The organism is Gordonia sp. OPL2 (assembly GCF_003797825.1).
Taxonomy (GTDB): Bacteria; Actinomycetota; Actinomycetes; order Mycobacteriales; family Mycobacteriaceae; genus Gordonia.
The window spans coordinates 348,849-361,255 of record NZ_RKME01000001.1 but is presented as its reverse complement, the minus strand read 5'-3'; the positions used below and the strand labels follow the sequence as shown (position 1 = coordinate 361,255).

11 protein-coding genes are annotated in these 12,407 nt (G+C 67.6%); 3 read left to right on the top strand and 8 right to left on the bottom strand.

The window, feature by feature from the left end; all coding sequences use genetic code 11:
- Positions 1 to 67: 67 nt before the first annotated feature.
- From prcA to dop, 4 genes are all read right to left on the bottom strand, one after another.
- The gene (gene prcA, locus EEB19_RS01545) at positions 68 to 883 is read right to left on the bottom strand and encodes a proteasome subunit alpha (RefSeq protein WP_187582475.1); all 816 of its coding nucleotides are present in this window, start codon (positions 881 to 883) and stop codon (positions 68 to 70) included.
- Positions 880 to 1,695 carry a proteasome subunit beta gene (prcB, locus tag EEB19_RS01540; RefSeq protein WP_262365394.1) on the bottom strand — a complete coding sequence of 272 codons (816 nt, stop codon included), beginning with the start codon at positions 1,693 to 1,695 and terminating at the stop codon, positions 880 to 882. Before prcB ends, prcA begins: the two co-directional genes overlap by 4 nt.
- A 53-nt stretch (positions 1,696 to 1,748) precedes the next feature.
- Positions 1,749 to 1,940 carry a ubiquitin-like protein Pup gene (locus EEB19_RS01535; RefSeq protein ID WP_007624191.1) on the bottom strand — a complete coding sequence of 64 codons (192 nt, stop codon included), beginning with the start codon at positions 1,938 to 1,940 and terminating at the stop codon, positions 1,749 to 1,751.
- 186 nt (positions 1,941 to 2,126) lie between these two features.
- The gene (gene dop / locus EEB19_RS01530; protein WP_187582471.1) at positions 2,127 to 3,629 is read right to left on the bottom strand and encodes a depupylase/deamidase Dop; all 1,503 of its coding nucleotides are present in this window, start codon (positions 3,627 to 3,629) and stop codon (positions 2,127 to 2,129) included.
- A 67-nt stretch (positions 3,630 to 3,696) separates the two neighbouring features.
- Here dop and glgP point away from each other — a divergent pair, with 67 nt between their 5' ends.
- Positions 3,697 to 6,366, top strand: a complete 2,670-nt coding sequence (glgP, locus tag EEB19_RS01525; protein ID WP_187582469.1) for an alpha-glucan family phosphorylase — start codon at positions 3,697 to 3,699, stop codon at positions 6,364 to 6,366.
- Positions 6,367 to 6,432: 66 nt separating this feature from the next.
- Here glgP and arc read toward each other — a convergent pair whose 3' ends face one another.
- Together arc and EEB19_RS01515 are read right to left on the bottom strand one after the other, a co-directional pair.
- Positions 6,433 to 8,247, bottom strand: coding sequence for a proteasome ATPase (arc, locus tag EEB19_RS01520; RefSeq protein ID WP_187582467.1), 1,815 nt, complete (start codon positions 8,245 to 8,247; stop codon positions 6,433 to 6,435).
- A 189-nt stretch (positions 8,248 to 8,436) separates the two neighbouring features.
- Complete coding sequence (locus EEB19_RS01515; protein WP_187582465.1) at positions 8,437 to 9,282, bottom strand: tRNA (adenine-N1)-methyltransferase; 846 nt, start codon at positions 9,280 to 9,282, stop codon at positions 8,437 to 8,439.
- A gap of 78 nt (positions 9,283 to 9,360) precedes the next feature.
- Between EEB19_RS01515 and EEB19_RS01510 the strand changes: the two genes are divergently transcribed.
- Together EEB19_RS01510 and EEB19_RS01505 are read left to right on the top strand one after the other, a co-directional pair.
- Positions 9,361 to 10,305 carry a RecB family exonuclease gene (locus EEB19_RS01510; protein ID WP_262365364.1) on the top strand — a complete coding sequence of 315 codons (945 nt, stop codon included), beginning with the start codon at positions 9,361 to 9,363 and terminating at the stop codon, positions 10,303 to 10,305.
- A 75-nt stretch (positions 10,306 to 10,380) separates the two neighbouring features.
- Complete coding sequence (locus EEB19_RS01505) at positions 10,381 to 11,217, top strand: thioesterase family protein (protein ID WP_187582463.1); 837 nt, start codon at positions 10,381 to 10,383, stop codon at positions 11,215 to 11,217.
- Between the two features lie 27 nt (positions 11,218 to 11,244).
- On the opposite strand, the gene hisG is transcribed toward EEB19_RS01505, so the two are convergent.
- A complete protein-coding gene (hisG, locus tag EEB19_RS01500) occupies positions 11,245 to 12,090 on the bottom strand; it encodes an ATP phosphoribosyltransferase (RefSeq protein ID WP_187582461.1) in 846 nt (281 codons plus the stop codon).
- Between the two features lie 53 nt (positions 12,091 to 12,143).
- The gene (locus EEB19_RS01495; RefSeq protein ID WP_187582458.1) at positions 12,144 to 12,407 is read right to left on the bottom strand and encodes a phosphoribosyl-ATP diphosphatase; all 264 of its coding nucleotides are present in this window, start codon (positions 12,405 to 12,407) and stop codon (positions 12,144 to 12,146) included.

Below are 12,407 nucleotides of genomic sequence, written 5' to 3'. Positions count from 1 at the left end.
CCCTACCCGGGGAGTACCGCGCAGACCCGGCGACGCGACGGCAGGTCGCGACGCCGGGTCGTGACGGTCAGGATCCGTTGTCGTCGGACGACGATCCGGTGTCGGCGGACGCGTCTGCTGCAGTGGTCGCCGACGGTGTCGCGGATGCGGGCATCAGGTCGGCCAGCACCGCGTTGGTGATCCGCCGGAACGCCCGGCGCGGGCGGTTGCGATCGAGGATGGCGACCTCGAGGTCGGAGGCGGCCAGCTCACGCGGCGCGGCCGTCGGCGCCGAGGAACTCCCCGACGACCCGCTGCTCCCCGACTCGACCGGTGTGGCGAGTGCGGCGACGGCGACCGACAGCGCCGCCGACAGTTCGAGATCGGATTCGTAGGACTCGCGCAGCGCCGCGGTGATCGCGTCGTTCGCTCCGCCCATCACCAGGAAGCGTGTCTCGTCGGCGATCGACCCGTCGTAGGAGATCCGGTACAGCTGTGACGGACGCGGCTTCCCGAACTTGGCGACCTCCGCGACGCACAGCTCCACCTCGTACGGTTTGGCCTGCTCGGTGAAGACCGAACCGAGGGCGTTGGCGTAGGTGTTGGCCAACGACAGTGCGGACACGTCGGCGCGGTCGTAGCTGTAACCCCGCATGTCGGCCAGCTGGATGCCTGCCTTGCGCAGACTCTCGAACTCGTTGTACTTGCCGACCGCGGCGAAACCGATGCGATCGTAGATCTCGCTGGTCTTCCGCAGGGTGTTCGACGGGTTCTCCGCGACGAACAGCACACCGTCGGCGTACGTCAGCGCGATGACGCTGCGTCCACGGGCGATGCCCTTGCGCGCGAGCTCCGAACGATCGCGCATGATCTGTTCGGCACTGGCGTAATACGGGAACGTCATCGCGCCTCCCCCTCGTGCTCGGCGGCCCGTCGTTCGACGACGGCACGCGCCGCGGCCTCGATCGCCTCCGGCTCGACCTCGCGTGCCCCCTCGGCGCCCACGATGACCGCGGTCGGGAAGATCTTGCGCACGATGTCGGGACCACCCGTCGCCGAATCGTCGTCGGCCGCGTCGTAGAGCGACTCGACGGCCACGGCGAGCGCGCTGTCGGCGTCGAGGTCCGAACGATAGAGCTTCTTCAGCGACGACTTGGCGAACATCGACCCGGAGCCGATCGCCTGATAACCGCCGAACTCCTCGTGCCGGTCGCCGGCGATGTCGAACGAGAAGATCCGCCCGCGTTCGTTGGGATCGTCGTGATCGATGTCGAACCCGACCAGCAGCGGTACCGCCGCGAGCCCCTGCATGGCGGCGCCGAGGTTGCCGCGCACCATCGACGCGAGACGACTGACCTTGCCGTCCAGCGTCAGCGGAACGCCCTCGATCTTCTCGTAGTGCTCGAGTTCCACCGCGAACAGCCGCACCATCTCGATCGCGATACCCGCGGTCCCGGCGATGCCCGCCGCCGAGTACTCGTCGGTGATGTAGACCTTCTGGACGTCCCGGGTGGCGATGAGGTTGCCCATCGTCGCGCGCCGATCGCCGGCCAGCACGACCCCGCCCGCGAACGACACCGCGACGATCGTTGTGCCGTGCGGGATGTCGGCGGCCGCGTCGGCGCGGATGCTCATCGGGTCCACGCGGTTGTGCGGGAGCTGCTCGGGCGCATGCTCACGCAAGTAGTCGGTGAACGACGAGATGTCCGCACGCAGCGGGAGGGTGGAGTGGAACGGGGTTGAGGAACCTGGTGACGTGAACCGGTCGCTCACTGGCCGCCCTTCTGCACATAGGCGCGGACGAAGTCCTCGGCGTTCTCCTCGAGCACGTCGTCGATCTCGTCGAGCAGGTCGTCGGTGTCCTCGGCAAGCTTCTCGCGACGTTCCTGGCCGGCGCCACCGTCCGAACCGATGTCACCATCGTCGTCGCCGCCACCGCGCTTGGTCTGTTCCTGCGCCATCTGCTGCCTCCTTCGACTCACCGGCGACGCGTGCTGCGCCTCCGGCACCGATCCGTCCTTCTCGGACGCCGACCCGACTCCGACATGGCCGGGTCTGACAATCGTGTATTTCCACACACTACCGGTGTCGGAGTCCGTGCGGGCGGAAGCGAACACGCCCGCGCGGCCGCGTCGCCCGGTCGCCGATCAGGTCGTGGTGAGCTGGTCCACGAGGTCGGCGGCGGAGTTCACCGAGTCCAACAGTTTCCCGACGTGGGCACGTGTGCCGCGCAGCGGTTCCAGCGTCGGGATCCGCACCAGCGAGTCACCCCCGAGATCGAAGATGACGGAGTCCCAGCTCGCGGCGGCGACGTCGGCGCCGAACCGGCGCAGGCATTCGCCACGGAAGTAGGCCCGGGTGTTCTCCGGCGGCTCACTGATCGCGCGCATCACGTCGGTCTCGTCGACGAGTCGTTTCATCGAGCCGCGGGCGACGAGCCGGTTGTAGAGCCCCTTGTCGAGGCGGACGTCGGAGTACTGCAGATCGATGAGCTGGAGGCGCGGCGCAGACCACCCCAGACCTTCCCGCTGGCGGAATCCCTCCAGGATGCGCAGCTTGGCCGGCCAGTCGAGGATGTCGGCGCACTCCATCGGATCCCGCTCGAGACGGTCGAGGACGTCGGCCCATGTCTCGAGGACGTGGGCGGCCCGCTCATCGTCGCTGTGCTCGGCGTCGTGGAATTTCATGCACCGCTCGAGGTACTCCCGTTGCAGGGCGAGTGCGGTGAGTTCGCGTCCATCGGTGAGTGCGACGGTCGCCGACAGCCCGGGGTCGTGACTGATCGTGTGCACCGCCTGCACGGGACGCGCGAGTTCGATGTCGGAGAAGTCGACACCGGCCTCGATGAGGTCGAGCACGAGCGCGGTCGTGCCGACCTTGAGGTAGGTGGCCGTCTCGGCGAGATTGGCGTCGCCGATGATCACGTGCAGTCGGCGGTACCGCTCCGGGTCGGCGTGCGGCTCGTCGCGCGTGTTGATGATGCCCCGCTTGAGCGTGGTCTCCAGACCGACCTCGACCTCGATGTAGTCCGAGCGCTGCGACAGCTGGTAGCCGGCCTCGTCGCCGGACTGACCGATGCCGACGCGTCCCGATCCGGTGATCACCTGTCGGGACGCGAAGAAGGTCGTGAGGCCACCGATCACCGCGGTGAACGGGGTGTCGCGGTTCATCAGATAGTTCTCGTGGGTGCCGTAGGACGCACCCTTGCCGTCGATGTTGTTCTTGTACAACTGCAGGCGCGGTGCACCCGGCACACTCGCGACATGACGCGCGGCGGCCTCCATGACCCGCTCGCCGGCCTTGTCCCAGATCACCGCATCCATCGGGTCGGTGACCTCGGGGGCCGAGTACTCCGGATGGGCGTGGTCGACGTACAGGCGGGCACCGTTGGTGAGGATCATGTTGGCGGCGCCGATCTCATCGGCGTCGATGATCGGGGCCGGACCCGAGCCCCGTCCGAGGTCGAACCCGCGGGCGTCGCGCAGCGGCGATTCCACCTCGTAGTCCCATCGGGTGCGCTTCGCGCGGGGCACCCCGGCGGCGGCGGCATAAGCCAGCACCGCCTGGGTCGACGTCATGATCGGGTTCGCGGTCGGGTCGCCGGGAGCGGAGATCCCGTACTCGACCTCGGTGCCGATGATTCGCTGCATGCTACGAGCGTAGATGTTCACCCGGTACCGGTCGCACCCTCGTCCCCGTCTGGGTAGCGTCTACGCGGTGAAAGCCTTCCGCCGGTTCACGGTTCGGGTGCCCCTGCCGACCGAGCTCGCCGACCTCTCCCGACTCGCCCACAATCTCCGCTGGGCATGGCATCAGCCCACGCAGGAGCTGTTCGCAGGTCTCGATCCCGACCTGTGGTCGCAGACCGGGGATCCGCTCCGACTGCTGGCCGAGATCGACCCCGCGCGCATCGCCGAGCTGGCCGTCGACCGCGCCTTCCTCGATCGCCTCACGGCGGTCCGCGACGACCTCGCCCGGTACACCGGCGAGCCGCGCTGGTTCGCCGACTACGCCGCCGGCCTGTCGTCGGAACAGGTTGCGCCGCAAGCCATCGCGTACTTCTCGATGGAATTCGGCATCTCCGAGGTGCTGCCCATCTACTCCGGCGGACTCGGCATCCTCGCCGGCGATCACCTGAAGGCGGCCTCCGATCTCGGACTGCCCCTGATCGGTGTCGGCCTCTTCTACCGGTCGGGCTACTTCCATCAGAGCCTGTCCCGTGACGGATGGCAGATCGAGCGGTACCCGGTCAACGATCCCACGTCGCTTCCGCTCACCCTGCTCACCGACGACGGCGATCCGGTGGTGGTGTCGATCGCGATGCCGGGTGAACGGACGCTGCAGGCGCAGGTCTGGGTGGCGACCGTCGGGCGGATCCCGTTGCTGCTCCTCGACGCCGACATCCCGGCCAACGTCGAGGAACTGCGCGGAGTCACCGATCGCCTCTACGGCGGAGATCAGGATCACCGGATCAAGCAGGAGATCCTCCTCGGCATCGGAGGTGTCCGTGCGGTCCGCGAGTACGTGCGGATCACCGGCCATCCGGAACCATCGGTCTTCCACATGAACGAGGGTCACGCCGGATTCCTGGGCGTCGAACGGATCCGGGAGCTCTCGAGCGGCCCGGCCGGTCTCGACTTCGACACCGCGGAGGCGGTGGTGCGCGCGTCGAACATCTTCACCACGCACACGCCGGTGCCCGCGGGCATCGACCGGTTCCCGCGGGACATGGTCCGCTACTACCTCGACGCAGACGAGACCGGGACATCGCGGTTGCTGCCGGGCCTGTCGGTGGCCACCGTGGTCGATCTCGGCGACGAGGGCGATCCGGGCGTGTTCAACATGGCACACATGGGTTTTCGGCTCGGACAACGCAGCAACGGGGTGTCGCGCCTGCACGGCGCGGTCAGCCGTGAGATGTTCGCCGACCTCTGGCCGGGCTTCGACAGCGACGAGGTGCCGATCGGCTCGGTCACCAACGGCGTCCACGGACCGACGTGGACGGCCCGACGCTGGCAGGAGGCTGCCGGCGGCGACGAGGAGGCGGTCGCGAGGATCGTGACCTCGCTGCCCGCCGACGAGATCTGGCGGCTCCGCTCGGACATGCGTGCCGATCTGGTCGACGAGGTCCGGCGGCGAACCCATGCCAGCGGTCGTGACCGCGGGTTCAGCGAAGCCGAGCTCGGCTGGACGGCCGACATCTTCGATCCGGCGGCACTGACCATCGGCTTCGCACGGCGCGCGGCGACCTACAAGCGGCTGACGCTGATGTTGCGCGATCCCGAACGGATGCGCCGGATCCTCACCGATCCCGACCGGCCGGTACAACTGGTGATCGCCGGCAAGGCGCATCCGGCCGACGACGGCGGCAAATCGCTCATCCAGCAGGTGGTCCGGTTCACCGAGGACCCCGAGCTGCGCGAGCGCATCGTCTTCCTGCCGGACTACGACATCTCCATGGCCCGCGACATCTACGCGGGGTGCGATGTCTGGTTGAACAATCCCGTGCGCCCGATGGAGGCGTGCGGGACGTCGGGGATGAAGTCGGCGATGAACGGCGGACTGAATCTGTCGATCCTCGACGGCTGGTGGGATGAGATGGCCGACGGCGAGAACGGCTGGGCGATCCCGTCGGCGGAGGGTGTCACCGACGATCATCGACGCGACGACCTCGAGGCAGAGGCGCTCTACGAACTGCTCGAGGAATCGGTGATCCCGTTGTTCTACAACCGTTCCGCCGACGGTGTGCCGGAGCGCTGGGTGGAGATGGTCCGGCACACCGTGAATCGGCTCGGTCCGGACGTACAGGCGTCGCGGATGGTGCGCGACTACACGACTGCGCTCTACGGTCCGGCGGCCACGCAGTACGCGTCGATCTGCGCCGACGGATACACCCCCGCACGGGATCTCGCGTCCTACCGGCAACTGCTCGACCGCGGGTGGACGGCCGTGCAGATCGCGGGCCTCGACGAGTCGGACTGGACGGAGACCGCGGCCGACTCCCCCGCGAGCGGGATCCGAGAAGACGGCAGCCCACGTACGGCAAGCCTGACCCTGACCGCACACGTGGCGCTCGGTGAGCTCGCCGCCGACCAGGTCGCGGTTCAGGCACTGGTCGGCCGGGTCACCGACGACGGTGAGATCCGGGAGCCGACCACCGTCGAGATGTCGCCGACCGGCGAGGTGGATCCGTCCGGGCGCACCCTGTTCGCGGCGGCCGTCACGCCGACCCGATCGGGTCGCCACGGCTACACCGCGCGGGTACTGCCCCGACATCCACAGCTGTCCGACGACGCCGAGCTGGGTCTGGTCCGATATCCGGTCGGCACCGCGGACGACGCCGGACCGAGCCGCACGGAGACCGTGCTGGTGCCCGGCGCATCCTGAGCAGTCCGACGACGAAGGGCCGACTCCCCGGGTGGGGGTGTCGGCCCTTCGTCGTGTGACAGGTGCCTACAGGTACTGGCCGGTGTTGGTCTCGGTGTCGATCGCGCGGCTCGCGCCCGCGCTCTTGCCGGTGACCAGAGTGCGGATGTAGACGATCCGCTCCCCCTTCTTGCCCGAGATCCGTGCCCAGTCGTCCGGGTTGGTCGTGTTGGGCAGATCCTCGTTCTCGGCGAACTCGTCGAGGATCGAGTCGAACAGGTGCTGCACCCGCAGTCCCGGTGCACCGGTGTCCAACTGCGACTTGATCGCGTACTTCTTCGACCGGTCGACGACGTTCTGGATCATCGCGCCCGAGTTGAAGTCCTTGAAGTACATGATCTCCTTGTCGCCGTTGGCGTAGGTGACCTCGAGGAACCGGTTGTCGTCGCTCTCCGCATACATCCGCTCGACGACCTTCTCGATCATCGCGTTGACGCACGCCGTGCGGTCGCCGCCGAACTCGTTGAGATCGTCGGCGTGCACCGGCAGCGTCTCGGTGAGGTACTTGGAGAAGATGTCCATCGCCGACTCCGCGTCGGGCCGTTCGATCTTGATCTTCACGTCCAGACGGCCGGGGCGCAGGATGGCCGGGTCGATCATGTCCTCACGGTTGGAGGCGCCGATCACGATGACGTTCTCCAGACCTTCGACGCCGTCGATCTCGCTCAGCAGCTGAGGGACGACCGTGGTCTCCACGTCCGACGACACGCCCGATCCGCGGGTCCGGAAGATCGAGTCCATCTCGTCGAAGAACACGATCACCGGGGTGCCCTCGGACGCCTTCTCCCGCGCTCGCTGGAAGATCAGGCGGATGTGTCGCTCGGTCTCACCGACGAACTTGTTGAGCAGCTCGGGACCCTTGATGTTCAGGAAGTAGGACTTCGCCTCCTTGGCGTCGTCGCCACGCACCTGCGCGATCTTCTTGGCCAGCGAGTTCGCGACCGCCTTGGCGATGAGCGTCTTGCCGCAGCCGGGCGGACCGTAGAGCAGGACGCCCTTGGGCGGGCGCAGCGCGTAGTCGCGGAACAGGTCCTTGTGCAGGAACGGCAGTTCGACGGCGTCGCGGATCTGCTCGATCTGACGTCCGAGACCACCGATGTCCTCGTAGCCGACGTCGGGGACCTCTTCGAGCACCAGATCCTCGACCTCGGCCTTGGGCACCCGCTCGAACGCGAAGCCGGCCTTCGTGTCGATCAGCAGCGAGTCGCCCGGGCGCAGCTTGCGACGCTTGCCGTCCTCGCCGTCGACCTCACCCAGCAGCGGCTCGGCGAGCCAGACGACACGCTCCTCGTCGGCGTGGCCGACGACCAGTGCACGTTGCCCGTCGCCGAGGATCTCCCGCAGCGTGCTGATCTCGCCGACCGAGTCGAACTCGCAGGCCTCGACGATGGTGAGCGCCTCGTTCAGGCGCAGCGTCTGGCCCTTGTGTAGTGCGTCGAGGTCGATGTTGGGCGAGCACGTGAGGCGCATCTTGCGTCCGGAGGTGAACACGTCGACGGTGCTGTCGGGATAGATCTCCAGCAGGACGCCGTAACCGCTCGGCGGCTGGCCGAGACGATCGACCTCTTCACGTAGCGCGACCAGTTGCTGACGCGCCTCCTTGAGCGTGTCGAGCAGCTTCGCGTTGCGTGCGGTCAGATTGTCGACGCGTTCCTGGAGATCCTTGTCCGCGGGCCGGCCGAAGTTCGGGCGTCCGGACTCGGCGCGTGCGATCGGCGACGCGTACGCGGGGACGAAACCCTCGTCGGGCAGTTGGGCGGAGTCGTCGGGTCCCTGGTCTCGGGCCCCCGAGGCCCCGGAGTGTTCGGCGCCACCGGCACCCTGGCGGTCAGATTCGGTCATTACTGACTCCTCTCCCCGGCAAACACTCGAAGTGTTTGCGCCGTATCCCCACGCTACCGGTGCGGACGTGAAAACGCCGTGCACCGCGCAATTCGCGATGTTGACGGGTTGTTAATTCTACGTATTCGCAACGTATTCGCGACGTTTCGACCGGTTACGGCGTTACACGCAGCCCGGGCGCAAGGTCGGTCAGCCGCGTGTCGGGCGGCGCTGGGGACGCAGTGTGGTGACACCGTCGGCGAGGCGTCGTGTGGTGATCAGAAAAGCGGTGTGGCCTTGCATTTTGTGCTCCGGACGGACCGCGAGGCCCACCGCACTCCAGTCGCGGACCAGCGATTCCCACGCCCGCGGCTCGGTCCAGCACTCCTGCTCACGCACGGCCTCGATGATCCGCGACAATTGAGTGACCGTTGCCACATAGATGATCAGCACCCCGCCCGGTGCGATCGCCTGTCGGACGACGTCGAGGGGCTCCCACGGGGCCAGCATGTCGAGGACGATGCGGTCGTAGCGACGGTCCTCGGCGAGCGAGTCCACATCCAGATGTGCCAGGTCGTCGACGACGAGGTCCCAGTTCTCCGGATGTCCGGAGAAGAAGGTGTCGACGTTGCGGAGGGCGTGCTCGGCATGATCGTCGCGCACCTCGTACGAGGTCACACTGCCCTCGGGTCCGACCGCGCGCAGCAGTGAACACGTGAGTGCACCGGAACCGGCGCCCGCCTCGAGCACCCGGGCGCCCGGGAAGATGTCACCCTCGGTGACGATCTGGGCGGCGTCCTTCGGGTATATGACCTGTGCGCCGCGCGGCATCGACAGGACGTAGTCGACGAGCAGGGGACGCAGGGCGAGGTACTGGGTGCCGCTCGTCGCGGAGACGATACTGCCCTCGGGTGCACCGATGAGGTCGTCGTGCGCGATCGCGCCGCGATGGGTGTGGAAGAGCTTGCCCGCCTCGAGGTGGACGGTGAACTTCCGTCCCTTGGCGTCGGTCAGCTGTACGCGGTCACCCACGTCGAAGGGGCCGGTGGTCGGCATCGGGCGATCGGGTCCTTCCGGCGGGGTCAGGGGTGTCGATCCCCGAACCTGTCACTGTTGCGACCTACCCTGCCATTTGTGAGTACGACGATGGACGCTGGGGCCGCTCCCGGCAACGTCGACCGGTCGGGTACGGCAGCACCGAACCGGCCGCCGACCACCCATGCGACGACAGATCCCGCCGCGGCGAATCCGGCGGGTGCGTCGTCGGGCCGTGGGCTGGTGGGCAGGCCACTGGCGTTGTCGCCGTCGCGCGCGGCCGATTTCAAACAGTGTCCGCTGCTGTACCGGTATCGCGCGATCGACCGGTTCCCGGAGACGCCGACGACGGCCCAGACCCGCGGCACCGTGGTGCACGCGGCGTTGGAGAACCTCTTCGACATGCCTGCCGAACTACGGACACAGGAGTCGGCCGACCTTCTCGTCGAGGGTGCCTGGGCGGCGATGTGCGAAGCCGACCCGCACCTGGCGGACATCGTCGACGGGCGTCCCGAGCGACTGCTCGCGGAAGCACAGAAACTCATCGCGACCTACTACACGATGGAGAACCCGACGGCCTTCGACGCGGATTCCTGCGAGGAGCACGTCGAGATCGACATGGACGACGTGCTCATGCGTGGATTCATCGATCGCATCGACGTCGCCCCGACCGGCGAGGTGCGGGTCGTCGACTACAAGACGGGGCGATCGCCGGGCGAGGCCTTCGAGGCGAAGGCCCTGTTCCAGATGAAGTTCTACGCCCTCGCCATCCTCCGGATCCGCGGGGTGGTCCCGGCGCGTCTGCAGCTGATGTACCTGTCCGACGGACAGCAACTGACCTACGCCCCGGACCGCGAGGAACTCGACCGCTTCGGCCGGACCCTGAAGGCGATCTGGGCTGCGATCCGCGCGGCCGTGGCCACCGGCGACTTCCGCCCCAAGACCTCCCGGCTCTGCGGGTCCTGCGAGCACAAAGCGCGCTGCCCGGAGTTCGGTGGCGAGATCCCGCCCTATCCCGGTCCGCCACCGGGATTCCTCGGCTGATGGGCTCATCCCGACCGTCGATCCGGTGACCACCCCCGGAACGCGCGACTATGACGGTAGGCATACGGTGCTGTCGTGGAGAGTTGTTACTACGCCCCGATCGATCCGCCGGCCGCCGAACGCGACGCAGGGTACGAATACTTCCGACCGACCGAGGCGACGCAGAGCGTGTGGGCCACGACCATGCAACACGGTGGTCCGCCGTCGGGACTGATGATGCGGTCGCTCCTGCGATGCGACCCGTCCCCCGCACAACGCTTCACCCGGGTCACGACCGAGATCCTCGGCCCGATCGGACTGGGGGTGAACCGGCTGCGCTCGGAGGTGATCCGGCCCGGACGCCAGATCAGTCTGGTGGGCACCGATCTGGAGGTCGCCCAGCCCGACGGATCGTTCCGTTTGGCCGCCCGATCGGTGGGCTGGAGGATGCGAACCGCCGACAGCACGCAGGTGGTCGAAGAACCCGAACCGCTCACCCCCGGACCCGGCGAGCTCACACCGGTGGTGGGTGTCACCGAGAGCGGCGACCTCGGTGTCGACTGGGGCACAGCCGGTTTCATCGGTTCGGTCGAGTCGGCCGCGATCGCGGGTCGGGTCGGTGACACACCCGCGGTGTGGGTGCGTCCGGCGATCCCTCTGGTGGGCGGCGAGCAGATCTCGGATCTGGAGTCGATCTTCACCGTCGTCGACATCGCCAACGGCCTGGGCACACGCCTGCGAACCGACGAATGGACCTGGATGAACACCGACACCACGGTGCACCTGACGCGGACGCCGCGGGGTCCGTGGGTGGGCATCGACGCCGACATGGTCCAAGGGCCCGAGGGATTCGGCGCGACCTTCGGCGATCTCTACGACGCAGACGGTTTCATCGGACGTTCGGCGCAGACGGTCCTGCTCGCCGAGCGCTGAGACCGGCGTCGCCCCAGAGACGTCTGGTCAGAAGCGGCAGGACCGGATGTCGGTGGCCAGGATCGCCTTGGCGCCCAGCTCCGACAACTCGTCCATCAGGCTCTGGTGGATCTTGCGGGGCACCATGGCGCGCACCGCGACCCAGTCCGGATCCGCCATCGGTGCCACGGTCGGCGATTCGAGACCCGGCGTGAGTTTCGAGGCCTCGTCGAGGAGCGTGCGCGGGCAGTCGTAGTCGATCATCACGTACTGCTGTCCGAACACGACGCCCTGCACGCGGGCGATGAACTGCCGCGCGGCCTTGTTCTGTTCGACACCCTGCTGCGAGATCAGCACGGCTTCGGAATCGCACAGCGAGTCGCCGAACGCGGTCAGGCCGTGGGCCCGCAGGGTCCGTCCGGAGCCCACGACGTCGGCGATCGCCTCGGCGACGCCGAGTTGGATCGAGATCTCGACGGCGCCGTCGAGACGGATGATGGTGGCATCGATCCCGCGTCGATCGAGGTCGGCGCGAACCAGATTCGGGTACGACGTGGCGATGCGGGTACCGGCGAGGCCGTCCACGGACCACGTCTGGTCGGCAGGGGCGGCGTAGCGGAACGTCGACGATCCGAATCCCATCGACAGCTGCTCGTCGACCGCGGCGCCGGAGTCGAGGGCGAGGTCGCGACCGGTGATGCCGAGATCCAGGGTGCCGGCGCCGACATAGATCGCGATGTCCTTGGGGCGCAGGAAGAAGAACTCGACGTCGTTCGCGTTGTCCAGGACCGTCAGGTCCTTGGCGTCGGTGCGTTTGCGGTACCCGGCCTCGGCGAGGATGGTGCCCGCGGATTCGGAGAGTGCGCCCTTGTTCGGGACGGCGACTCGCAGCATGATGTGTCCTTCAGGAGTTCGTGCGGGGATGACGATGTGTCCGGGACTGCCGGTCACAGATGTCGGTACACGTCCTCCAGGGACAGACCCCGCTTGATCATCATCACCTGCAGCCAGTAGACGAGCTGGGAGATCTCTTCACCGAGCGATTCGTCGGACTCGTGTTCGGCGGCCAGCCAGACCTCGCCGGCCTCCTCGATGATCTTCTTGCCGAGGGTGTGGATCCCGGAATCGAGAGCAGCGACCGTGCCGCTGCCCGCAGGACGGTTCGCGGCCTTGTCGCCCAGTTCGGCGAACAGCTCCTCGAATGTCTTCAC